This is a genomic window from Candidatus Tumulicola sp. (genome assembly GCA_036490475.1).
Lineage (GTDB): Bacteria > Vulcanimicrobiota > Vulcanimicrobiia > Vulcanimicrobiales > Vulcanimicrobiaceae > Tumulicola.
The window spans coordinates 233015-257729 of record DASXDT010000002.1; the positions used below are offsets into that span (position 1 = coordinate 233015).

23 protein-coding genes and 1 tRNA gene are annotated in these 24715 nt (G+C 59.4%); 3 read left to right on the top strand and 21 right to left on the bottom strand.

What is annotated here, in order from left to right; all coding sequences use genetic code 11:
• Position 1: 1 nt before the first annotated feature.
• On the bottom strand, positions 2-778 hold the full coding sequence (locus tag VGF98_02570) for an alpha/beta hydrolase (GenBank protein HEY1680509.1): 777 nt from the start codon (positions 776-778) through the stop codon (positions 2-4).
• A gap of 5 nt (positions 779-783) precedes the next feature.
• Positions 784-2289, bottom strand: a complete 1506-nt coding sequence (locus VGF98_02575; protein ID HEY1680510.1) for a hypothetical protein — start codon at positions 2287-2289, stop codon at positions 784-786.
• A gap of 127 nt (positions 2290-2416) precedes the next feature.
• On the opposite strand from VGF98_02575, the gene VGF98_02580 reads away from it, so the two are divergent.
• Complete coding sequence (locus tag VGF98_02580) at positions 2417-2992, top strand: hypothetical protein (GenBank protein ID HEY1680511.1); 576 nt, start codon at positions 2417-2419, stop codon at positions 2990-2992.
• A 16-nt stretch (positions 2993-3008) separates the two neighbouring features.
• Here the strand turns inward: VGF98_02580 and zwf are convergent, their stop codons facing one another.
• From zwf to VGF98_02610, 6 genes are all read right to left on the bottom strand, one after another.
• Positions 3009-4385 (bottom strand): glucose-6-phosphate dehydrogenase, encoded by a 1377-nt coding sequence (gene zwf, locus VGF98_02585; GenBank protein ID HEY1680512.1) that lies wholly within the window; start codon positions 4383-4385, stop codon positions 3009-3011.
• Positions 4382-5392, bottom strand: a complete 1011-nt coding sequence (gene gnd, locus VGF98_02590) for a decarboxylating 6-phosphogluconate dehydrogenase (GenBank protein ID HEY1680513.1) — start codon at positions 5390-5392, stop codon at positions 4382-4384. Before gnd ends, zwf begins: the two co-directional genes overlap by 4 nt.
• A 1-nt stretch (position 5393) precedes the next feature.
• Complete coding sequence (pgi, locus tag VGF98_02595) at positions 5394-7034, bottom strand: glucose-6-phosphate isomerase (GenBank protein ID HEY1680514.1); 1641 nt, start codon at positions 7032-7034, stop codon at positions 5394-5396.
• A 21-nt stretch (positions 7035-7055) separates the two neighbouring features.
• Positions 7056-7913: a retropepsin-like aspartic protease gene (locus VGF98_02600; protein HEY1680515.1), complete on the bottom strand. Its 858-nt coding sequence runs from the start codon at positions 7911-7913 to the stop codon at positions 7056-7058.
• A 104-nt stretch (positions 7914-8017) separates the two neighbouring features.
• The gene (locus VGF98_02605; GenBank protein HEY1680516.1) at positions 8018-8239 is read right to left on the bottom strand and encodes a hypothetical protein; all 222 of its coding nucleotides are present in this window, start codon (positions 8237-8239) and stop codon (positions 8018-8020) included.
• 142 nt (positions 8240-8381) lie between these two features.
• A complete protein-coding gene (locus tag VGF98_02610; protein ID HEY1680517.1) occupies positions 8382-8618 on the bottom strand; it encodes a hypothetical protein in 237 nt (78 codons plus the stop codon).
• Between the two features lie 272 nt (positions 8619-8890).
• Here VGF98_02610 and VGF98_02615 point away from each other — a divergent pair, with 272 nt between their 5' ends.
• Together VGF98_02615 and VGF98_02620 are read left to right on the top strand one after the other, a co-directional pair.
• Positions 8891-9115 (top strand): hypothetical protein, encoded by a 225-nt coding sequence (locus VGF98_02615; GenBank protein ID HEY1680518.1) that lies wholly within the window; start codon positions 8891-8893, stop codon positions 9113-9115.
• 234 nt (positions 9116-9349) lie between these two features.
• Positions 9350-12832: an AAA family ATPase gene (locus VGF98_02620; GenBank protein HEY1680519.1), complete on the top strand. Its 3483-nt coding sequence runs from the start codon at positions 9350-9352 to the stop codon at positions 12830-12832.
• Positions 12833-13073: 241 nt separating this feature from the next.
• Here the strand turns inward: VGF98_02620 and VGF98_02625 are convergent, their stop codons facing one another.
• The 13 genes from VGF98_02625 to VGF98_02685 form a co-directional block, all read right to left on the bottom strand.
• Positions 13074-14333, bottom strand: coding sequence for a S8 family serine peptidase (locus VGF98_02625; protein HEY1680520.1), 1260 nt, complete (start codon positions 14331-14333; stop codon positions 13074-13076).
• 551 nt (positions 14334-14884) lie between these two features.
• Positions 14885-15136, bottom strand: coding sequence for a hypothetical protein (locus tag VGF98_02630; GenBank protein HEY1680521.1), 252 nt, complete (start codon positions 15134-15136; stop codon positions 14885-14887).
• A gap of 157 nt (positions 15137-15293) precedes the next feature.
• On the bottom strand, positions 15294-16142 hold the full coding sequence (locus VGF98_02635; protein ID HEY1680522.1) for a c-type cytochrome: 849 nt from the start codon (positions 16140-16142) through the stop codon (positions 15294-15296).
• Complete coding sequence (locus VGF98_02640; GenBank protein HEY1680523.1) at positions 16142-16321, bottom strand: hypothetical protein; 180 nt, start codon at positions 16319-16321, stop codon at positions 16142-16144. Before VGF98_02640 ends, VGF98_02635 begins: the two co-directional genes overlap by 1 nt.
• A complete protein-coding gene (locus VGF98_02645) occupies positions 16318-16890 on the bottom strand; it encodes a cbb3-type cytochrome c oxidase subunit II (protein ID HEY1680524.1) in 573 nt (190 codons plus the stop codon). The genes VGF98_02640 and VGF98_02645 overlap by 4 nt, the downstream gene beginning before the upstream one ends.
• A gap of 8 nt (positions 16891-16898) precedes the next feature.
• A complete protein-coding gene (locus tag VGF98_02650; GenBank protein HEY1680525.1) occupies positions 16899-18284 on the bottom strand; it encodes a cbb3-type cytochrome c oxidase subunit I in 1386 nt (461 codons plus the stop codon).
• A gap of 348 nt (positions 18285-18632) precedes the next feature.
• Positions 18633-19235, bottom strand: coding sequence for a 2'-5' RNA ligase family protein (locus VGF98_02655; protein HEY1680526.1), 603 nt, complete (start codon positions 19233-19235; stop codon positions 18633-18635).
• Between the two features lie 460 nt (positions 19236-19695).
• Complete coding sequence (locus tag VGF98_02660; GenBank protein ID HEY1680527.1) at positions 19696-20628, bottom strand: hypothetical protein; 933 nt, start codon at positions 20626-20628, stop codon at positions 19696-19698.
• Between the two features lie 200 nt (positions 20629-20828).
• Positions 20829-20904, bottom strand: a tRNA-Asn gene (locus VGF98_02665).
• A gap of 75 nt (positions 20905-20979) precedes the next feature.
• A complete protein-coding gene (locus tag VGF98_02670) occupies positions 20980-21576 on the bottom strand; it encodes a glycine zipper domain-containing protein (GenBank protein HEY1680528.1) in 597 nt (198 codons plus the stop codon).
• 29 nt (positions 21577-21605) lie between these two features.
• On the bottom strand, positions 21606-22226 hold the full coding sequence (locus tag VGF98_02675; protein ID HEY1680529.1) for a hypothetical protein: 621 nt from the start codon (positions 22224-22226) through the stop codon (positions 21606-21608).
• Positions 22216-23439: a methionine adenosyltransferase gene (gene metK / locus VGF98_02680; GenBank protein HEY1680530.1), complete on the bottom strand. Its 1224-nt coding sequence runs from the start codon at positions 23437-23439 to the stop codon at positions 22216-22218. The genes VGF98_02675 and metK overlap by 11 nt, the downstream gene beginning before the upstream one ends.
• Positions 23440-24711 carry an adenosylhomocysteinase gene (locus tag VGF98_02685; GenBank protein HEY1680531.1) on the bottom strand — a complete coding sequence of 424 codons (1272 nt, stop codon included), beginning with the start codon at positions 24709-24711 and terminating at the stop codon, positions 23440-23442.
• Positions 24712-24715: the final 4 nt, after the last annotated feature.

A 24715-nucleotide genomic window follows, 5' to 3' on the forward strand; every position in this document is an offset into this window, starting at 1 on the left:
TCTAGGGGCCTCCGGTGCGTTCGACGATCCAATGGGCGATCGTCGCCTCCACAAAAGCGGCTCGGTCCCGGTGCGGCGTGTGCCCGCATTTTGCGAGGACGAGCGAGTCGGCGCCGCGATGGCGACGAACGATCGCGTCGACCTGGCGCAACGTTCCGTACTCGTCATCGCGCCCTTGCAGCAGGAGCATAGGGGCCGTTATCCGGTCGACCGCCGGTTCGATGTTCCAACTTGTGAACTCGGGCGAAAGCCAGACGTCGTTCCAACCGTAAAACGTGCTGTCGGCGTTGGAATGGTGGCGGCCGAGTCGGTCGCGCAGCGGTCCGTATTCGTATTGCGATCGAATCGCCGCGATACTGCGAACCGAAGTTTGTTCAACGAAGACGTGCGGTGCCTCGAGAACCAGGCCGGCGACGCCGCGCGGATATTCCGCAGCATAGAGCAGCGCGATCGATGCGCCGTCGCTGTGGCCGATCAACACCGTCGACTCGATCCGTAACGCGTCGAGCAGCGCTGGTAAAGCCTGCAACGCCTCCTCGTGCATGTACTCCGGGCGGCGCGCTCGGTCGAGCACGGTTGAAAAGCCGTTGCCGTATCGAGAGTACATCAGCCCTGGGGACTTGGTGCGCGCGCAAACGTTCGACGGAAAGTCGCGCCACGTGGAAATCGACCCGAGGCCCTCGTGGAGAAATACGAGCGTTGGCTTAGAACGATCGCCGTTTATGAGCGCGTATTCGAGGTCGACGCCGCCGATGCTCGCCGTCGAACGGGGTAGCATCGCGGTTATTTCGTGCGGACCGCCATCATGCTCCAGGCCGGAAGCGTGATCGTAAAACTCCCATTCCATGCTGCGAGCACCTTGGTTACCGGCTTTTTCCACACGTTCTTCTTCGACGCGTCGTACAGCGCTTTGTCGTACAACACCGTCGTGCCACCGGATCCGGAACTCACACCGTCGATCGACACCGGAACTTGAATCGAGGATCCTTTGTCGAGATTGAAGAGCATGAGAGCATATCCGCCGTCGTAGGTGGAGGCAAAGGCGCGCACGTGCGGAGCCGACGCGATCTTCACTCCGAGCATCCGTTCGCCGTTGCGAATGAAGTTGGAAGCGACTTGGAACGCGCGCGCGGTCGGAAGCACGGTCCCGCGTGGAACGTCCGTGCCGGAGCAACCCTCTTGCACGGTGCCGTCCGAAAAGAGCATGTAACCGCCGAAATCTTGCCATCCATACAGGCTCGAATCGAAGTCGCCGCCGCCGCCTTCGGCATTGCAGCCGCCGTAACCAAGCCACCACGTCGCGCGGGCAACGCCGTTTTCGAGCAGCTCTCCAATAACCTGTCCGGCGTACAGCGCCTGCGTGATCGACATCGTCTGCTTGCCGGGCGTCCCGTACGTCGAGCCGATTTCACCCACGTAGATCGGCGTGTTAGCGCGGCCGGCGGCCTTTAGCTCGCTCTTCAAGGCGCCGAGGTATTTGTTAAGGCCGGGCGCCGCTTTTTCGATAAGAAATTGATCGTCGACCGTCGTCCCTTGCGGATAGTAGTGCAGCTCGACGCAGTCGTACTTTGCATTTGCGAGTACCGTAGAATCCCAACCCGCCGTTTCGGGATCGACGTCGACGCAGACGTCGATCGGGGATTTCGATGCGGCCTTCATTTGCGGATAGAAATCGCTCGCAACGTTCTGCGCGTACTGCGATGGATCGTGTGGCTGGGTGTGCAAATCGGTTTCCCACGAACCATATTGTTCGTTGCCTATCGACCACCACTTGATCCCAAGGTTCTTGGTGTTATTCGCGTACTTCACCCAGCCGGCCGCTTCGCTTGGATCGGCGCCGGCATCGCACGACGGATTCGAGCCGTAGTTGACGGTGATGGCAACGTCGAGATTCGCCCGGTTGACGATATCGTGCAAGAAGCTATCGAACGTCGTGTTCGGATTGACGTAACCGGAATTGCACGATCCGCTCCCGAGCGAGTTCGTTTGCCAATGATAGATGTCCGACTCGGATCCGCCAGGCCAGCGCGTGGCCGTCATTCCGGCGGTCTTGAAGCCCGGCGCCAAGTTCGACTGTGTGACATCGTACCAGGTCGCCATATTGGCGCCCAAAACGAGCGACGACACGACCGCTCCACGATTCGATGGATCGACGGTTATCGCGGCCGATGCTTTCGACGTAAACTCAACGATCTGTGGCGTGACGGGTAGAGTGCCGTTCACCGCGGCAGTTTTTCCCGAACACGCTGCCAGGCCGGCGACCAACAGCACGGAAACCTTCGCAAGCATACGCATATAGTTCTTATACCGCCCGCTCCTCAAATCGTCAATGTAACCAAGCGCTGGGCCGCGCTCATGCTTTCTCGTCCAGGCTGCGATATAATGCGGCACAGACGAACGTATGAACTCTTGGCTCGTGTCATTAACGGTAGGCGCCCTCGCCGTGGCGGCGGGCGCCCCGACACGGCCGGTCGCAGACATCGCACAAGACGCTCCCGCTACGTACACCTTTCATATGGGAATCCAAATGGCGATGCGCCATTTTCCGTGGTTCCATTTTCATATGGAAGGCACCGGCGACTATACGCGTGGCGACCGGTACGTCGTTCATCTGACCCAAACTCCGGCGCTGTTTTCAAAGATGCGCGACATCGATCTGTCGATGATCGACCCGGCAATGTGGCCGAAGCGATATCGATACGCACGTCAATCCGACACGAGCGGGACCACAGTCTATGCGTTGAGCGCACTCGACGATCCGTCGATGCGCGGCGCCACGGTCGGCTTGGGACCGAATGGAAGCGCGCGCTGGGTCGACGCGCACTATTCCGACGGCATGCACGTGCACATGTCGCTCACCAACGATAGCGTCGACGGTTACGTCTTGCCGGTCTCACTCACCGCGGACGTCGACTACCCGCACATGCCGATGTCGGCCAACGCGTCTTTTACGAACTACATCTTTCCGACGGCCCCGCCACCGGCTCCCTAATCGCTCGGCTACGCGGCTACGCTTCGCTCGACGTCACGACTGGGTCGTTCCATCCTCCGGGGGGCGCGAGCGACTGCTCGGCCTCGGGTCCCCAGGTACCGGGTTTATAGGCATTTACCGCCGTGGCGTCTCCCAGAATCGGGTCGACGATGCGCCACGCTTCTTCCACGTAGTCCTCGCGCGCGAACATCGTCTGATCGCCGATCATCGCGTCGCCTAAGACGCGCTCGTACGCATCTTCTTCTTCGGCGGTCGGACGGCGGCTGACCATCATCTCCATCGGGCGGGCCGCATCGTCGTGCTCCGATAACGCGGTGACGCCCATCGCGAACTGCACGTCCGGGCTCAAGCGCAACCGAACGTAGTTGTAGTCGGCCGCCACCGTAAAGATATGTGGCGCCTTGCGCAGCCGGATCAAAATTTCCAACGCCGTGACCGGAAGATTCTTGCCGGCGCGGATGTAGAACGGCACGCCGCTCCAACGGAACGTGTTGACGAACAGCCGCACCGCGGCGAACGTCTCCGTCGTCGAGTTGTGAGCGACCCCCGGCTCGTGCTGGTAGCCGTCGAACTGGCCTCGGATCACATCTTCGGGACGCAGTGAGGGGACCGATTCCAGCACTTTGACTTTTTCGTTTCGCACCGACTCGCTGTCGGTTCGCGTCATCGGCTCCATCGCAACGTTGCACAGCACTTGAAAGATATGGTTTTGAATGACGTCGCGGATCGTGCCGGTCGCGTCGTAGAACGCGCCGCGTCCCTGGATGCCGAAGTCTTCGGCCATCGTGATCTGCACGCTCTCGACGAAGTCGCGGTTCCAGAACGACTCCAGCAACGGATTCGAGAAACGAAAAAAGAGCATGTTGCGAACGGGTCGCTTTTCGAGATAGTGATCGATCCGAAAGATCGAATTTTCGTCGAAATAGCGATGCAACACCAGGTTGAGTTGCTGAGCCGACGCTAGGTCGTGTCCGAACGGTTTTTCGACGATGACCCGAGCGCCGGTCGAACAACCAGCCTTGGCTAAGCCTTCGGCAACCGTCTCGAACATGGACGGTGGAATCGCGAGATAATGTGCCGGATGCACCGACGACCCGAGCTGGCGCTTCAGCTCGGCGAACGTTTCGGAGTCCCCGTAATCGCCGTCGACGTAACGCAGCAATGCGCACAGTTTGGCGAACGCATCGGGATTGACGCCGCCGTGCTCTTCGAGACTATCTTTAGCGCGCGCTTTGAGCTGGTCGAGGTTCCAGCCCGCCTTCGCGACGCCGATGACCGGCACGTCGAGCTTGCCGCGCACGATCATCGCCTGCAGCGACGGAAAGATCTTCTTGTACGCGAGATCTCCCGTTGCGCCGAAGAAGACCAGCGCGTCCGAATGTACTTGACTCATTTCTGTTCCAGGTGCCCGCCGAACTCGAAGCGCATGGCCGACAGCAACTTGTTTTGAAAGTCGGCATCTCCGCGCGAAGAAAATCGTTCGAATAGCGCGGACGCCAGGACCGGAACGGGAACCGCTTCGTCGATGGCCGCTTTGATCGTCCAGCGTCCTTCGCCAGAATCCGAGACTCGGCCGCCGAACTTCGAAAGCGCCGGATCGCCGTGCAGCGCCGAGGCCGTGAGGTCGAGGAGCCACGATGCAATCACGCTTCCGCGCCGCCAAACCTCGGTGATATCCGGCAGATCGAGCTCGTATTTATAGAGATCGGGATCGCGCAGCGGCGTCGTCTCGGCGTTAACTTCTTGCTTCTGATTACCGACGTTGGCAGACTTCAATATGCCGAGGCCCTCAGCGTAGGCTGCCATGATTCCGTATTCGATACCGTTGTGCACCATCTTGACGAAGTGACCGGCGCCGTTCGCGCCGCAGTGCAGATAGCCGAGTTCGGCGCTAGTCGGCGCACCGTCGCGTCCCGGCGTGCGATCGATCGAGCCAATACCCGGAGCCAGCGTTTTAAAGATCGGATCGAGGCGCTGCACGGCCTTGTCGGGACCACCGATCATCATGCAGTATCCGCGATCGAGCCCCCACACGCCGCCGCTCGTTCCGACATCGATGTAATCGATGCCGGCCTCCGCTAATGCTCGCGCACGCCGGATATCGTCGACATAATATGAGTTTCCACCGTCGATCAACGCGTCGCCGCGCTGCAGTAGCGGCCGCAACTCACCGATCGAGTCGTCGACGACGCCGGCCGGTACCATGAGCCACACGGAGCGTGGAGCGTCGAGCTGCTTGACGAACGACTCGACCGAGTCGGCGCCTTTAGCGCCATCTTTTGCCAGCGCGGCGACGGCATCGGCGTTACGATCGTAGACCACGCAAGTATGTCCGTCGCGCATCAAGCGGCGAACCATGTTAGCACCCATTCGGCCGAGGCCGATCATACCGAGTTGCATGTTACGACTTCTCCTTGAGACGGCGGTACTGCCGGATAAGCGCGTTGGTGGAACTGTCGTGTGTAAGGTTTGGCTCGGTCGCCGCAGTCAGCTCCGGGATGATGTTTTTCGCTAACACTTTGCCCAGTTCGACGCCCCATTGATCGAATGAGTCGATGTGCCAAATCGCGCCCTGCGTGAAAACGTTGTGCTCGTACAGAGCCACCAATTTGCCCAATGCTCTCGGATCGAGCCGTTCGAGGAGTAGGGTGTTCGTCGGCCGGTTGCCTTCGAACACGCGATGCGGCACCAGCCATTCAGGCGAGCCTTCGGCGCGAACTTCGTCGGGGGTCTTGCCGAATGCCAGCGCCTGTCCTTGCGCGAATACGTTCGACATCAAGATATCGTGATGCTCGCCGAGCGGGTTGAGGGTCTTTCCGAATCCGATGAGATCGCACGGAATCAGCCGCGTTCCTTGATGGATCAGTTGATAGAACGAGTGCTGTCCGTTCGTTCCGGGCTCGCCCCAATACACCGGACCGGTGTTGGCATCGACGGGAACGCCTTCGAGGGTCACATGCTTGCCGTTGCTCTCCATTGTGAGCTGTTGCAAGTACGCCGGAAAGCGCTTCAAGTATTGCTCGTACGGCAATACCGCGACGGTCTGCGCGTCGAAAAAGTCGTTGTACCAAACCGACAATAGACCCAATAGCACCGGTAAATTGCGCTCGAACGGCGCCGTGCGGAAATGTTCGTCGATTTCGTGGAAGCCGGCAAGCATATCCGTAAAGTTGTCGGGGCCGATGGCCAACATGGTCGTCAGGCCGATCGCCGAGTCCATCGAATAGCGGCCGCCGACCCAGTCCCAAAACTCGAACATGTTAGCGGTGTCGATGCCGAACTGAGCAACGCCGGGTCCGTTAGTGGACACGGCAACGAAATGTTTGGCGACCGACGACTCGTCGCCCAGCGCTTTAACCGACCAGTCGCGGGCGGTGTGCGCGTTCGTCATCGTTTCCAGCGTCGTGAACGTCTTCGAGGAGATCACGAAGAGCGTCTCGGCCGGATCGAGATGGCGAACGGCTTCGGCGAAATCGGTGCCATCGACGTTAGAGACGAAGCGGAACATCATATCGCGACGGCTATAGTGTTTGAGCGCCTCGTAGGCCATGACGGGTCCGAGATCGGAACCGCCGATGCCGACGTTCACGACGTTGACGATGCGCTTACCAGTATGGCCGAGCCATTTGCCGTCGCGAATCCGGTTCGAAAAATCGGCCATTTTGTCGAGCACGGCGTGCACGGCGGGAACGACGTTTTCGCCATCCGTTAGAATTTGCTCGTCTTTGGGAGCACGCAAGGCGACGTGCAAAACCGCACGCCGCTCGGAAACGTTTATCTTTTCTCCGGCAAACATGGCGTCGATGCGCTCGCGCAAGCCGCACGCCTCGGCCAGTTTCAGGAGCAACGAGATCGTCGTATCGTCGATGCGATTTTTGGAATAATCAAGATAGATGCCGGCGGCCTCAAGCGTCAATCGCTCGCCGCGCTGCGGATCGCCGGTGAAAAGCTCGCGTAGATGCTTGCCGGCGATCGCAGCATGGTGATCGCTGAGCGCGGTCCAAGCCGCGGATTCGGCTTGCGACCGCGTCGACGTGGTCATGATCGTGCCTACCTCTTCTTTTTACGTTGCTAGGTACATCGTGCGCTCGGGGATATCGAGCGTAAAGACTTTATCGCTCCAAAAATTGTTACCGACGTTGCAGTCGTACACGAGATCTTCGAAGACTACGGTGGGATTGTGTAACACAGCGCCGGACGCCGCACTCAGAGCGAGCGATGGGATTGTGGTTTCGATCCCGTCGCCGAGCGGCGTTTTGACATGTCGCAGTCCCGGTGCGTTTAGGTTCACACCCATCTTTTTGGCGAACCGGCGGTCGATAAGAATTTGCGGGAATCCGGTGTTGACGACGCACGTACCGGTTTGCCCGTTGCCGAGATCGAATTGGGCAAACAGGCCAAGCGCGATGCCGAGTTCGTCTTGCAACACCAGCGGTACGCGAATCGCCGCTCTGCGCCGTTCCGGAAAACTCATCGCGTCTTCGATCGTAATCTGGTTGGCATGATAATCGAACGTCGCGGTTACCGTGCGGAACGCGGTCGCCGAAACGATTCCTTGATTGGGACTTCCATCCAGCCCGTCCCAGATGCCGACGGTCGGATTGTCGAGCTTATACTCGCCGAGCGCGAGCGATACCACCGTGCCGATCGGCAGGTCGACCCGCTGACCTGTAAGGCTCAAGGTGACGTATTTTCCGTAGAGGTTGATTTCGCGCGTACCGAGATGGCGAGAGAGCACGTCGACGCCCGCCCCAAGGTCGACCAGCATCGGCGCAGCTTGGTTGTTGACGGTGGCTTGCACGGTCAACGCGCCCCCCGTCATCGTAAATGGAATGTGCTCGATGGCCCGCGCGGTCCATGGAACCGCGGCAGCCACTGCGCACGCAAAAAAGGCCGTGAGCCGAAGAACTACCCATCGCATGGGCGGCTGCTTCGCTTATCGGCCCGACCGCTCCGCCCCAAGATACGCAAAGAGAGGCTACCGCATCGCGGTAACCTCTCTTCCCCATTCACGCTAGTCTCTCGCTAGGTCGCGTCGCGTACATTCCTCTTGGCCTCATCGTAGCTGGCCTGTGTCGATTCCTTCACCTGATTCGCCACCGAACCGACTTTCTCGCCTGGCGTCATCTGATCGCCTGCAACGTCGCGTTTTACTTGTTCCGCTTCGGCGTTACTCCGATGCGTCGCCTCAGCGATCGCGTCCTTAACGTCCTTCACTCCCTTGACGATCTCGTCTTTTAATCCCATTCGTTCCACCTTCCACTCGGCTCGGTCGTACGTTGCCTCAATCGTTGTGTAACTGTCGTACCCGCCGACCCACGATCTCAACCGTTACGGCGAATGCTGAGGATTAACCGACAATACGTGCTTAACGTTATGGAGTCGCCGATCATCCGCTCTCCGTAACCGACATCATCAGATTACACTCGCGGCAAACCGGCACGAGCTTATCTTGCGCGCGCCGGACATTCCAATCCATCGGCCCGTCCCACACGCCTTCGGTCTCTCCCCACGAGCCGCTTTCGCCCCACGATGGAGCGTCGGCAGTTGAAGAACAATTCTTTTTGCCGGCGTGCGGGGTTGCCTTACAGCCCGAAACGTCGCATCCGCAGTGTACAGTCGGCATGAAAGCCCTCCTATTTCGACGAGGCACGTTAATGCGGTTTGCGTTCGTCGTCGAACTGCTGTTGCTCTGCTGGGCGCCGCGGCCCGCAGATCTTCGTTCGTGGATGATGTCCGGCGTTGCCGGTGGCAGGACACCTCCGAGGCCGTCCTACCCGGACGGTTGGCCATTCAATCGCTGTGACGTAAACGCTGGTAGCAGCAACACTATGGTATGATGGACGTAGCGTATTCATCCTAAACCGAAGTCTCGCTTATAAAGCGAAAGGAGTCCACGTGCCTCGAGGCCGTCTCAGCAAGAATAATTTTTACGTGGAACGCCGCCCCGGCGGGGATTACACCGCCCGGCGTGGCGGCTCGGAGCGAGCCAGTTACATCGGCGAAACGCAAGGAGAGGCTGCGCGCAAAGCGCACGCCGGCGACCCGAATGCCGAAGTGTTTGGCTTACGCCTTCGCGCCCGCAACGGCGAACCGGCCGGAATATGGCGTAAATTGTTCTGAGCCTACAGCGGCCCGCTTAGCCGCATTCGCAACGCGTGCGTAACGAACCGAGTAGTAGTTTTGGGGCGACGTCCCTCCCCCTTTAGCGGTTAATCGCCTTCCGAAAGCCAAACAAGCGATCCATGATTGAGCCGCCGATTATGGTGCTCGGTGCTACCCTCGGGGGCATAGCCGGAGTCGCTGAACCGCTCGCAGGGATTCTCGTCGCAATTAAGGTTTTTTTGTAACCCAATAATGGCTAAGCCGCTCGAGCAACCCGCATCGCACGAAACGCTGGAAATCCGACTCTTCGGACAGCTCGAGATTCGGCGCGGCGGTGTACCCGTCGTATTTTCGACGCCGCGCAAGTCGCTCGAAGTACTGGCCTATCTTCTGCTCAACCGCAGCGCGCCTGCCGGCCGAGAATACCTGGCGTTCATGCTCTATCCCGACGACGAGGAGTCATCGGCTCGGGCGAAATTGCGCGCGACGCTCAACGACATGCCGAAGATTTTGCCCGCACCCTTCGCGCAGTACGTGATCGTCGACAGCGATAAGGTGCGATGGAATCCGGACGCGCCGCTATGGTTGGACGTCGATGCATTCGGAGCTGCCGCTGCGGATCCGCAACGCCATGCGGACGCCATCGATCTCTATCGCGGCGACCTCTTACCGCAGATATACGACGAGTGGATCGAAGCGCCGCGCGAAACGTATCGCAACGCATACGTGCGTTGCCTCGACTCCGCTATTGCGGCGGCCCGATCCAAAGCCGATTTTCCCGCTGCGATCGAAGCCGCGCGCAAGGCGCTGACCATCGATCCCTGGCGAGAGGATGTCGTGCGCCGAATCGTGTCGATTCGATATCAGAGCGGCGACCGCGCCGGAGCGCTCACCGAGCACGACGCATTCGTAAAACGTCTACGAACCGAAATGGATGCCGAGCCGATGGCCGAGACGATCGCGCTAGCCGATCGAATTCGCAAGGGCCTCGAGCCCACGGACGAGCCGGAAACCCTGGCGCCGTCGCCCTCGGCCACGCCCGTATTGCCATTCGTGGGCCGCGAAGACGAGTTCGCCGAGTTGATCGATGGTTGGAGCCGCGCGGTACAGCGTCAAGGAAACATCGCCTTCGTCGGCGGTGAAGGCGGGATTGGTAAGTCACGCCTTTCGCTCGAATTTGCACACGCCGTCGAAGATCGCGGCGGCCGCGTGTTAAGCGGCGCGACGAGTTTCCCAGAAGCGATGCCCTACGAGGCAGTGACCGACGCGCTGCGTTCCGCAATACCGCTATTGAGTGCGTTGCCGCAGAACCAAACGTTGGCAACGCTTGCAACGATCGTGCCCGAGTTGCGCCGTCGCTTCACGCTACCCGAGCTTGCGCAGTTGGCAGCCGATAGCGAACGAATTCGACTCTTCGACGCCGTAGCCCGAGCGCTCACCGACCTCGCCGCGCAACGCCCTTTGCTGTGCATACTCGAGGACCTGCAGTGGGCGCAGCAAGCCACGTGCGACATGTTGGAATTTCTAACTCGCCGTATCGCCGGAACGCGGATCATGCTCTTGATCACCTATCGAAACGACGAGATGCCGTCTTCGCATCCGCTGCACAAGGTGCGCGCGGTCGCGCAAAGAGCGGCCGGGATCACCAGCATTACGCTTCGCCGGTTAGACGCAAACGATATCGCGAAAATGCATTCCCTGCTCGGCGCCGCTGCGAAGCTCGGCGTCGCCGAACTCGCCGAGGTGTCTGCGGGTCATCCGCACTTTTTGACGCAGCTAATCCTCGAAGGCCGTGAAGATCCCGGAGCGACGGTTTCCGAGACGATCGAACTCGCGTTAGGACGCCGCCTCGAACGGCTTTCGGACCAAGCACGTACCGCAGCAGAGATTGCTGCTTATATGGGCGACTACTTTTCGATCGATGCCGTTCGGGAAGTGAGCGCCTGGGACGATACGACCCTAGGGAACGCGCTCGACGAACTGCTCGACCGTCGAATCGTGCGCGAAAACCCGGCACGCAGCCTATTCGATTACGCGTTCGCGCATCACGCAATACAACAAGCGATCGTTAAGGATGTTCCGCCGCAACGCGCGGCGACGCGCCGGCGACGAATCGCGCGCGTCCTAGAAAGCCTGTATCTGGAGCACGCACCGGAACTCGTTACGTCGATCGCTCGACAATACGATCTTGCCGGCGACGCGGAAAACGCCGCTCGACGATATCTCGATGCGGTTCGCTATTTGATCTCGGTCGGCGCCCTCGAGGAGGCGGGGGACCTCGCCGAGCGAGGCACCGAACTCGCGACCGAGCCGCGCCGATTAGTCGATCTTCGTTTCGAGCGCGTCACGGTCGAGTCGCGCCGAGGCGATCGTGACGCCTGGGAACGAGCCCTTGATGCTCTCGAAGCAGCGGTCGCCGCCGATGGTGATCCAGAAAAATCGCGGCTCGCACTATTGCGACGCTTCGAATTCGCCGACAACAGCAACGACACAGAAACCGAGTCGCGAATCATCGAACGGCTGCGCGCTGCCGTAGACGGATCCGACCCGCATTGGCTGGCGCAGCTGCGGCTCGCCGAGTCGACGGCCTCGTACGACGCCGGACATTTGGCCGAGGCGGCAACCGCTGCCGAACATAGCCTGGCTGCATGCCGCGAAGCAGGCGACGTGGAGATGGAAACGCGCGTACTTCTGCAGCTCGCGGCCGTGCAAGCGGAACGAGGCAATTTTTCCGAGGCCGATCGCGTTCTCGAGCAGACGCGAGCCGTCGTCGAGCGATCGTCAAGTCCGCAAGTACGGCTCAATGCGTTACGCAGTGAGTGGCCGATCGTGTATCGCCAACGGCGATCGGAGCGCGCCGCCGAAGTCGCTGCCGAGCTGCTCGCACTGGCCGAACAAATCGGCGATCGACCGACGCAAGGGCGCGCGCACGACCGCCTCGCGGTTTCTTTGACTGCAACGGGTCGCGACGTCGCGTCCGCGCGACGACATTGGGATCAAAGTCGCGAACTGACCGAAGAGAGTGGTCAAATCGCCTTCGCAGCCGGCAGCTTATCGAACGCGGCGGTTCTCGAAACGAAGCTTGGCTTTTTCGAACGAGGTCTCGAGTTGACCGAACGCTCGCTAGAAGCGTTCGAGAAGGCGGGGTTGCCACGCGGGTTGGCCGTCATTCTCGACAATCTCGTTTTATTGCGTGCGTACACCGGCCGGTTCGACGGAGCGCGTGAAGCCGCACGACGTGCCTCGGAGCTCGCGGACGAACTCGATTTTGCGATGCAGAAAGCTTCGATCGTGGAGAACCTGGCGTTTGTGGAGGCGCAAACCGGGGACTTCGAACTGGCGATCGCACTGGCGGAAGAATCGGTCGAGCGTCGCAAGGCGTTTGAACCGAACGTGTGGTCGTGTAAAACGTTGGCGGACATGGCGATTTGGCAAGCCAACGTTGGAAATCTGCCGGCCGCGCGAGAGGCCATCCGGCTGTTGTACGAGCACGAAGACGACATCGTTCGTTCGACCGACTTTCCGACGTATTGCTACTGGGCAGCGGCGCAGATATTTCATCTGGACGGGCGCTCCACCGATGAGCGCCGAGCGCTACAAAAGGGGCGCCAGATCATGCAAACGATGGTTCAGGAGCTCGATGATGTCGATCGCGCGCAATATCTTGGAATTCCTTGGCACGCCGACATTATACGCGCGAGCGACTCGAACGAGTGGCCGTCCCCGCCGCGCTGAGAAAGCGGGCGGCTCCCGCCGAAGGCGCAACACGAAACGCTGCTTGCTCGTTCCGTGCCCTCCGTGCGAGAGCCGACCACATCTTGCCCGCTGCTTCCTACTGGGCCGACGCCAACCGGACGATCCGGGAACGACGAGGGCTGCGATGGCGGCGTTGGAGCAACGATAGCAAACACGCCGTACGAAAACGTACGGCGTGTCATTTTGGATTGGGTCGCTCGTCCCGAGAAGAGAAAGCGAACTAGAGGGCTTTGATCGTCTTAGGCGTCCCCCAGCCGGTCGGCCCCGAATAGGCTCCGAACTGGCCGGTACCGGCCGTGCAGAGATAACTGCCGCCGCAGCTTCCATCGTTGCCGGTTTTGACGGGATGCAGACGCTTTTTCATCTGCTTTGCCGACATCTGCCAAATGGATTGTCCGGCGTTGAGCTTCGACGCGTTGCCGGCCAAGGCAACCACGCCCGCGACCAGCGGCGACGCGGCGCTGGTACCGCACTCATAGAACCATCCACCGTATAGACCCGAGTACATTGCGACGCCCGGCGAGCATCCGGCTTCGGCCGAGATATCGGCAGCCGTCCTGTACGAGCATCCGGGATCGGATTGCCACGAGGGTTTGGCTACGGCCGTCCCAACCACCGATGCGCTGCCACATCCCGCGCTCGCGCCGTTCCAGGCGCTTTCGGTAAATTTGTTACCGCTCGCCTCCAACTGCGTGCCACCGACGGCGATGACCGACGAAAGGATTGCGGGGCCGCCGATTTCACCGTATCCACCATCCCCCGATGCCGCTAAGTATGCGATACCTTTGGTATTGAAATAGTTCGCGAAATTCGGATCGCCGCATGTCGAATCGCCGTAGCAGCCCCAACTGTTGCTGAGAATCTTCGCACCCAGGGTAACGGCGGTCGCTTCGGCTTTTTCCATGTCGCTAATCGAGCCGTCCGCTTCCATCACGTAGATCGTACATTTTGGACAGGTTGCGGAGACCATGTCGAAATCGAGCGCGGTCTCGACGCACCAGCCAAAGTCTTCACAGCTATTTGGATAGTTCGACTGCTGGCCGCTGGAGTTATAGCGCTGGATATTCGCGGTACCGAGGCCATATTCTGTACGGTAGGTAGCCACGTCGCTGGCAGCGGCCGAGTAGTCGCCGTTTTCGATCAGCGCTACAACCGTGTTCGTACCTTTGTTCAGTTTCTTGGTTAAGCCGTATGCTTCTTCGATCTGTTGAGCCGTGAAACCGCACGACGACGACGGGTTGCACATTGCCGGGACGTCCAGCACGCGCAACGCAAAACACGACGGCTTACCGACGACTTGCGGGCAGTCGGGCCTCGCCTGATGTTTCACGAGCCATTCCGGCGGCGCGTGCTTCGCGCTTGTAAAAACGCCTTGCGACGCGGATGTACCCGGCACGTTCGACGACGAACTGCCGGCACTACAAGCGGAGATAGTTAGCGCCGCTATCAGCGCGGCTCCAATCCTAAACGATACCCTCATTAATTGAACTCCTTTTGAACGTACGATTCGCAAGAAGCTTTCGGTTTACAAACCGCCCGGGCAGGCCCTGCCCCGCAAACGACATGCTCAAGCGTTTGCAGCTGCAACTGTCGATTTCAGTGAGCGTGGACTTCGGTCAGCAGTTACCTCGAGGATGAAACGGCCTCGAGGCTCCGAGCGGCATTCGACTCCCCGGCCGGTATCGCACGAGCCGCAGCGCCGGACGGTCGAAAGGGCTTCGGACGTCGACGGACGGGTGATCCGGCGAGTCCATCGTCGCCGTCGTCGGTCACTCTTGGCGGACGGGCCGGGCCAAGGCTCAACCGATCGCGTATGCGACGGAGAATACTCGGCAAGAATGGCTGCGACGGAACGAGCCGGCTCATACGATGCATTGTACGCCTCATTCGAAAGAAGCTCCAGCTATACGCTCGAACTTTCTTCCGCAGTGCTCGCCTTTATATCACTTTGAGCCCGGCTCGCCCAGCCACGATGTGGCAACGGGAGCTACGCCGGCAAGCCAATCCGCGATAGTTGAAGGCGGAAACCCGTTACGAGTGCTGCAACTTCGAAAGGTCGGACGCCACGTCTCGATATAACGTGCGAGTAGCCTGAGCCAACATTTCAAGCACCCGAAAGAGGGCGTCACCAGAGATCGTAATCGCTTGCCATTCGACCGCCGCGTGGCGATGTACGAGTGCGTAGGTATCGCTGCCCACGTCGAAGATCGCGAATTCGTTCGATTCCGCAATCAAGGTAGCGCTATCGAGCGTTTTGGCGTCTATGGTATGCACGAGTTTCATGAAGGCACCCCTCTAGATATAAGGCAATGGGTCGAATCGAATCCAAGACGTCGACGAGTAAATGACAGAGGTTTTGTGAAATGACCTGCGCGACTTCTGCTGCCGTTGCAGTTCCATGCCGAGCGTAGCTAGGGGACGCGGCATCAGCGACGTTTTGTTAGCGCGCTCTTTTTACGTCGTCGGGCGTAATGGTAGGCGAATGGTTACCCCACGACGTGCGTTCGTGATCGATAATCGCAGCTACGACTTGATCGGAAAGCTGCGAAAAGGACGGCATAGCGGATCCGAACGTCTGTCCCGCGATCGTCTTGCCCCGTAACCCTCGAAGGACGATCGCAATATGTTCCTTCGGGTCGGTTGCGCCGACCACCGGGTCGCCGGCGAGCGATGGGAATGCGCCTGGCACTCCCGCGCCGACCGCTCCATGGCAAGCCGAGCAATTCGTAGCGTAACCGGACGCACCCGAAGCTTCATAGTCAAATCCGCCCGCCGTGCTCTTTCCGCTGTAGGCGGGCGCCTTCTGCGTCTGATCGCCGGCGGCAGGCTCGCTTGCGGCGGCAAGGGCGGGATTACTCGCGTACGTTGGCGTTGCCACAAATTCCGCCGGAGTATTAAAAAATTCCAAACCGTACCAACCCGCCCACGCCGTAACGATCGCAATCATGACCCAAGTCCAAACCGGAATCGGTCCGTGCGATTCGGCACGCTCGGGATCGAACGGTTCGTCGCCGCCAAAGGAGTTGATTTCGATGTCCAGCAGGCCGTGGACCGTTGAGCCCTCGCGCAGTCCGGTTATCGTGATTCCCGGCCCGTTGCGAACCGTAAAGCGAACGATTCGGGTACCCGTCGTTCCCAGGGCGTCGACGGCGATTAGGCGCAGCCTGTGCTCTCCGTCTTCAATCTTGGTCGTGTCCAGTTGGAACGTCGCCGGCGGGCGGTACGTGGCGAGCTGCTCCGTATCGTCATCGAGATAGACCGAGATCGATCGGGGACCCGCTGCTTCCATCACCGATCGTCCTTGAGTATCAGTCGTTTGGGATGGTCCGGACCGGTTTCGGCGGGTGATACCATAGCGCGGACCGCAAAAACGATCGCCCACACGGTCACGACGGTACCGAGGACGGCGATGAGCCAGCCGATCGGATCCGCGCCGAACGGCTCGACGTTCATCGCCATGCCGTTCATCGCTTGACCGCACCTTTGAGTGGCACTTGTTTGAGCGACTCTAAGTATGCGACCAGAGCTTGGGCTTCTTGGGTGGCGATGACGACCCGTCCGCTGGGGGCGTAGCCGGGGGGCACCGCGACGACGACGTCGCCTGGATCGGCGTGTTTTTTCACGCGAAAGAACCAGGGGTATGCCGGCATGATGGAACTCGAGACGAGCGATCGCGGCTCATACAAGTGAATGTATTGCCACACCTCGCTGGGTTGGCGCGATCCGATGTTGCTCAAATCCGGCCCATTACGCTCCGACCCGAGAAGCTCTGGTGTAGCATACGCATAGTCGCCGGCAATTGATGGGCGTCCAAAGACGAGGTCCTGCTTGAGCGGGCGCACCTGCTGTGTGTGGCAGTAGGAGCAACCCTCCGCAACATAGGTCGCACGCCCACGGTCTTGCTGCTCCGTCAGCGGCACGACCCCCGGCGCCGGAGGCGTTTGCGAAAGAACCCAACCCGGCATTGCCCCCATCAAAATCGCAAGCACTTCGTAAATGAGGAACGGAATGCCAACGAGCAGGACGACGTTATTCATTCCGCCCTTCATGCGCGCACCGATTCGCTTGCGTTCAGGTTCGGATTGCGCCGCGCAAACGTCATCAGATATACGTTGTAAGCGAACAACAGATGCGACACAAACATCATCGTGCCGCCAATCGATCGCGCCATCCAATACGGCGCGGCCGATTCCACCGATGCAATGAACGGATCGCCTTGCGCCCAGTTCAGACCTTGGATCGTTCCCCCGATGGAAAGTGCGACGACGTAAATCGTCACGCCGATCGTGGCCAACCAAAAGTGCAGCCCGGTAACCAATGGGTTCGGTTCCTTGCCCGTCGCTTTCGGCAACAGCCCATAGATGCAGCCCCAAGCGATGAACGTGATAAACCCATACATGGTTGCGTGGGAGTGCCCGACGGTATAACTCGTGAGATGCCAGATGGTCTGAAGGCTGCGCAGCGCCTCCACCGTTCCCTGGGCGGAGCCTAGAAAGTAATACGCGATTCCCACAACGATGAACGGCAACGCCACGGAGCGGCGCACGCGTTCCCACCTGCCGGAAATCGTCAGAACAAAGTTGCCCGTTCCTGCAAATACCGGCACCAGCATCCCAACGCTAAAGACGATCGCTAGCGTTTGAAACCACCAGGGTATCGGCGTGAACTCAAAATGATGGGCGCCGATGATCGGGTAGAAAACCAGATTCGTCCAGAATCCTAAAACTCCAAGCGCGTAGGAATAGATCGGCCTATTCAGCAGCTTTGGGAGCGTATAATAAATGGCGCCAAGCGCAAGGAACGTAAACCACATGCCGACCGCATTGTGCATGTAAAAGCCCTGTACGGCGACCTGTCCCAGACCGCGCTGGTACAACGGAATCGCGGCCGTAACCGCCAGAATCGTCGTGAAGACGTACGCGCCTACGATGTACCAGTTCGAGATGTAGATGTAGCGCTCGGCACGTTTGGCAATGGTTCCGACGATCGCAATGGCGCTCAGGACGACCGCCGCCACGAAGAAGATCGTGACCCACCAGACCCACTCGCGATATTCCTGATCCCCATTGTTGATCCCGAGATCGAGCGTAATCGTTCCGAGGATCGCGGCAACGTTGTAGCACCAAAGCGCTGCCCATGCATAACTCTTGCCCCACAGCGCGATGCCCGACGAACGCGCCGTGACGTACATCCCGACGCCTGTTAACGCAACCGAAGCAAAGCCGTAAAACGTACCATTGGTGTGAATCGCGCGCAAACGCCCAAACGAGAGATAGGGGCTCGTCGCGAGATCGGGGTATGGAAATTTGAAGCTTAGAAGAACTCCGACGGCCGTGGCTAACAGCAGCCAGAACGTGGCGGATATGGTAAACGCCGCGAAGAGTTCGGCGTCGGCGCGCGCGCTTAGCGTTGCAGGCTGGGCGGCCGTCACCCTCGTTGAACCTGTTCCTTCATGGATCATTCCGTGAGAGTTGCTCGAAGCTCAAACAACGTTACCCAGGAGTGCGCGGAGCGTCACTATGTCGAAGCTCGCCGAGAGCATTTTGCGGCTCCATGACTCATTGGTGGATGCCGTTATCTAAGCGTCGGCTTACATCGCTTACGATCATTTCTCCGCTCGACTTCCTCGCCTTTTCCGCGAATCCTAGTTTCTAGAATGTCCCCGCGAGCGTTCTTCAATAGCGTCATTTTCTGCCCGGAAGACTCATTTCGCAGTGACCCCGGTTATTGACGGAATGGAGTCGGGCGTGCGCGAGCTAACCGTAGACGCGGCTCTGGATCAAAATCCGTCTTTCGTGATCCATCTGGTCGTCGACTGATGCTGAGTGTGCGTTCGAAATGATATGGATGCGCTTTTCCTCCAGTAGCCGCTTTCGTCACTGGTGATAAGCCAGGCTTCGGATGCGATGGCTTGGAGTGGCAAAGAGATCTCTGTCGCGGCAAGCCGGTCCACCAATTCGCGTTCGAGCTCGTCTCCAAGCGTAAGGTGCGGAATGATATCCGAGAAAGCGTTTCCGTATGGAGGATGGGTCGGCCATCGTTGGGCGATATGTGCTGTCATTTCGACGAACGGTTCCATTGGATCCGGCCGAAGGTAGACGCACCTATCGAACGTTCCTATATCGCTCAGGCTGAAGTGGAATGCTTCGAAATCGCCGAGCATCTTGCAAAGGTTTGGGAGTTCTTTTATTGCTTCTTCAAGAGGCAACCACGGAAAAAGCAGCGTTATGTGAGCCGGAACGCCAAGTTTGGCGGCTGGATCATATTCTCCGCGTATGGCCGCTACAGTAGATTCGGCCATAGGAACTGGGACGATGATTCCGGTCTGACATTGCATTTCTTTGAGGATTTTACCGTGGACTCTATAGGCCTTGTAAAGCAAGAGGCAAGTTGTCTAGACATGGTTTTTGCCGCGTAACGTGTGTCCGACAAAAGCTCCGAAAATAGGTGGAGAATCCTGAGATGTGGCCTCAGAGGAGTTCGTCGTGAAGAAATCCCGGATCAGCGAGGTAACCGTTACGTGGCGGCACCGCGTATCTCGAGTGCATTCTCAATGTACCTTCGGTATTTCCGGTCTGGCGCTGTTCCGGAACCTCGGATCGAGATCGAACAGTCACAGTTTCATCGTGACGATCCGGCCACCGTTCGGCAGATATGGAAGCGCGGCTTGATTCGCCACGAACGGAGCGCGAACGTTCACTTCCAACATACGATCGAGATCATCGAGCGCGTAGCCTTGCGCGAACCGGCGAACGATTGCGGCACCGATACCGCGCGACCCTCCGGTTACGAGAACGACCTTACCGCTAAATGGGCCGAAAGAATCGAACCTGAAGCGGACGCTATTTCGGAACGGCGCTTACAACGACTCCGAGCGGCAAAGAAAAGCCGGTTACAACCTTGACGGGCTTTCCGCCTTCCGGATACGGGAAGACGTCCACACTTGCATTGCCGGCGTCGGCACAGACGAGCCGATTCGAATAGATGTAGGTGGCAGCACAATCGCTCGAGCCCGTAAGAGGCGTCGACCCGGTGACGGTGGCGGTAGTGCCATTTACGCGCATTTGGTAGTTAACTGCGCCTTTCTGGTCGACGATATTGAGAGCTTTCTCGGTGTATTGCACGCTCCCGGGAAATGCGATGGTCGCTCCCGCAACCGAGATTTTTTCGATCGTTTTTGACCCTTTAGGCAATTCGAAGAGTTCGAAATTCTTCGAAGAGTCCAAGCCGTCAACGAATAAGTTGTCGTGTGCGTCGTACCCGAGGAAAGAGATGCTGTAAATGCCTTTAATGACCGCGGGTTTACCGTTTGCGTGCGGAAATAACAGTATATCCTCCGCCTCACCGGTTGTAATAAAGGTGCCAACCGCAAGCGTTCCGCTGCTCGGACTAACCGCGCAAAAAGCACCCGCATAGCCAAGCGGAACTTTCAGCGAACGCAGCGGCACCGTCCCGCCGTGTGCGTATTCAACGACCTTCTTCTGGCTTTGGACGGACCAGATGTTGCCGGCCGAATCCGCGCAAGAAGCAACGAATGGAAGAGTCTGATACAACGTATACGCAGGGTAAGCGTACACGGAAGTCTGATAGTTTCCGCCGTCGTAAATATAAGCGAGGACCGGCGGCACCTTTGCCGGGCGGCCTAGCGTGCTAGGTTGCTGGAACGAGCTGGTAGTGACGCCGGCGAACGGCGTCGTCCCGGCGGCGCTGCAGCCACACATTGCGGTGAGGATCAGACTCGCACCAAACGCACGAGCATCGTCGCGAAATGTCATTACGTATCGCTCCGTTCCAAGTCGTTGCTAATTACGACGGCACGTTTTGCGAGTTCGGTTTGAATTGGAGCCCCACCCTTGGCATCAGGCACAGCAAACGTCCAGGTATGAAAGCCGCCGCAGTACTGTTTTGAGAAAGCGCTCGGCGCCAAAGTCCGGGAAAGGATAAAGGCCCAGACGTTCTCTGGGCCCTTCTTTTATGGCTCCCGGTGCTGGACTCGAACCAGCGACCCGCTGATTAACAGTCAGCTGCTCTACCAACTGAGCTAACCGGGACCGTTCTCGACCTGGCGGATTGTACGCGGGCGGTGCAAATCCCCGCCAGACGGAGCGGAACGGCCGGGCGGTCCGCTAGTAGTGCGTCGATTGCCGGCGGAGCGTTACCGTTTGATCGAGCTGTACCGTCGCACCCGCGCCTTGCGGAACGTCGAAGTTGGTCTTGTTGTTGGCGCCGATCATGGCGCCGCCGATCAGGCCGATGGCGCCGCCCGCGTTGCTATGGAATACCGTCTTGCCGATGGCGTTGCCGATCAGCATGCCCGCCAACGCGCCGACGGCGGCCTTGGCGGCCGTTCCGCTCGTACTCTTCTGCGCCGCGATGCTCGTGACGCTGCCGTGGATGCCGACGACCGTTCCATCGTACATGCGAATGTACTGCGGTACGATCACGATCTCGGGATTGCTGCCTTGGCCGGCGCGCTGTACTTTGGTCACGACGCCGCTGATGGTCGCTCCCTGAAAACCGGGGTCGCCGTTCGGATACGGCGGCACGACGGTCAGGCTGAACGGATCGCCGACGTGCGCCGAGCCCGTGCTTAAGCTCTGATTCAGTTGGCCGTACAGGATCGCTCCGGCGTACAGCGTCGCTTGCTGCGCCGATGCAGCCAACGCGGTGCTTGCGAACGTCGCGACCAAGGTCGCCGCCGCTACGATGTTTCGAACCGTCATATTCTCTCCGTCCTGCCGACGGCTCGTCGTTACTGAACCGTCAAGTCGTGCGTCAGTTGAATCGTAACCGGCGCGCCCGGAGGAATAACGATAGTTTCATTAGATTTCTGCGCGTACAGGTAACCGCTCGTATTGCCCGCCGGAGGCGGCGTCACCGATGGCGCGGCATCTTTGCGGAAGGTCATCTGCCACGCTATTGGGCCCGGCGTGACCTTGCTGGTCGGCATCGGCGGCAAAGAAAACTTCATCTGCTCTTTGTGCACGGCCGCAGTATTCGATTGCACGACGTTCTTATTGAGAATGATTGCGTGAATCGCTGCACGCGTTCCACTCCGAAACGTCAGATAATCGAGGACAAAGCCGATGCGTGCGCGGGTGAGTCCGGCCGGCTGTGCGACATCCGTGATGCGGCCGTGAATTGCAGCGCCCGTCAATGCTGGTTGCGACGGATCGTCGATCAGCAACTTAAACGTATCGCCGACGTGCAGGTTGGCCGAGTTGACGGGACCACCGAGCACGCACTGTAATTTCGTGCCGGCGGTAATCTTCGAACTGGTTGTAAGGGTTGCCGCAGCCGACGAGGGCGCTGCAGCGATGGCCGTTGCGGCGACGGCCAAAAACGCCAGCGCGAATGCGATCTTATTGCGCAAAGTTCGGTACCCGTAGCGCTTCACCGGTAAAACCCGTGGCATTGCGCAACGCCTCCACGCGATCGAGCCGTTCCCACGGCAGGTCTAAATCCGGTCGTCCGAAGTGTCCGTACGACGCGGTCTGCTTGTAGATCGGGCGGCGGAGATCTAACGCTTGGATGATGGCCGCCGGACGCAAGTCGAAAACGTCGGTGACCGCTTTGGCAATCACGGCTTCGTCGATCTTTGCAGTTCCGAACGTTTCGATGAAAACGTTCATCGGATGCGCGACACCGATCGCGTAGGCAACTTGGAGTTCGCATCGATCGGCTAAGCCGGCCGCTACAACGTTCTTAGCAACCCAGCGCGCCGCGTATGCGCTCGAGCGATCCACCTTGGTCGGATCCTTACCCGAGAACGCGCCGCCGCCATGACGGGCCATGCCGCCATACGTGTCTGCGATGATTTTGCGTCCGGTTAATCCGGCGTCGCCCTTCGGGCCGCCGATCACGAAACGTCCGGTTGGATTTACGTATACACGCGTGTTCGAGTCGCGCATCGAGGCGGGGATCACGTGGTCGATCACCTTCTCGGTAATCTCGCGGCGAATCGTTTCGAGCCCGATATCGGGGTCGTGCTGCGCCGAAATCACGACCGCGTCGACGCGGATCGGTTTGTGTCCGTCGTACTCGATCGTCACCTGTGACTTGCCATCCGGCCGAAGATATGGAATGTTACCATTCTTACGCACGGCCGCCAGATGACGCGTGAGATTGTGAGCCAGCGTGATTGGCAGCGGCATCAGCTCGGCCGTTTCGCGACACGCGAAACCGAACATCAGCCCTTGATCGCCGGCACCAATCAGATCGAACGGATCGTCGTCGCCGCCTTTTGCTTCGAGCGATTTATTGACGCCGACGGCGATGTCGGGCGATTGTTCGTCGATCGAGATGCTGACGCCACACGTGTCGGCGTCGAAGCCGACCGACGATCGGGTGTAGCCGACCTCTCGAATCGTTTCGCGCACGAGTTTGGGCAAATCGATGTACGTCTTAGTCGTGACCTCGCCGGCCAAATGAATCTGGCCGGTGATCGCAAACGTTTCGACCGCGACGCGCGAGAGCGGATCTTTTTCGATCAGCGCATCGAGCACGGCGTCGGAAATTTGATCGGCGAGCTTATCCGGATGACCTTCGGTCACCGATTCGCTGCTAAAGAATCGCCGGTACGCCACTTAGGTTCCCTCCGACCAAGATGCCATGTACTTCTCCTGTTCGGGCGTCAGCACGTCGATATCGATTCCCATCGATGCGAGCTTGAGCGCCGCGACCTCCTCGTCGATCTCGAGCGGCACGTCGTACACTTGCTTTTCGAGATTTGTATAATTCTTGGCGAGATACGCAGCCGCCATGGCTTGATTGGCAAACGACATATCCATCACCGCCGCCGGGTGACCCTCGCCGGCCGCGAGGTTGATCAACCGGCCTTCGGCCAAAATGCAGACCTTACGGCCATCGTGCATCTCGAACTGCTCGACGAACGTGCGAGGCGTCGTGACCCCGCGGCTCAATCGCTTGATACCGTCGAGATCCAACTCGTCGTTAAAGTGCCCTGAGTTGGCGACGATCGCGCCATCCCGCATCAGCGCGAAATGCTCCTCGCGAATCACGTGATAGTTGCCGGTCACCGTCACGAAAACATCGCCGATCTTCGCCGCGTCGGCGATCGGCATCACGCGGAACCCGTCCATCTGTGCTTCGATCGCTTTACGCGGATCGACTTCGGTGACGACGACGTGCGCGCCCAGACCGGCCGCGCGCGAAGCGATACCGCGTCCGCACCAGCCATAGCCGACAACGACCAGAGTTCGCCCCGCAAGCAACACGTTGGTCGCGCGGATGATGCCGTCGAGCGTCGACTGTCCGGTTCCGTAGCGGTTATCGAACATATACTTCGTTTGCGCGTTGTTGACCGCAACGACGGGATACGGTAGCACGCCGTCCTTCTGCATCGCCTTGAGGCGAATGACGCCGGTGGTCGTCTCTTCACATCCGCCGATCATGCCGTCGAGCAGCTCGGGATGTTTGGTAAAGATGGTCGTCACCAAGTCGCAGCCATCGTCCATCGACATCTGCGGATGCGTCGCGACCACCGATTCGATATGCCCGTAATACGTGGGGTGGTCTTCACCTTTGATTGCATAGGTCGGAATCCCGTACTCGCACAGCGCTGCCGCGACGTCGTCTTGGGTCGACAACGGATTGCTGGCGCACAGCGAGATCTCGGCGCCGCCGGCTTGCAGGGCCAGCATCAGATTGGCGGTTTCGGTCGTCACGTGCAGACACGCCCCAATGCGAAGGCCGGCTAGCGGCTTCTCCTGTTCGAAGCGCTCGCGAATCTGCGCGAGCACGGGCATGTATGCCGCCGCCCATGCGATTCGCGAACGGCCCGCCTCGGCTAATCCCATGTCCTTGACGTCGCCGGCGGTCCTATCCAAAACTGGCACGAAT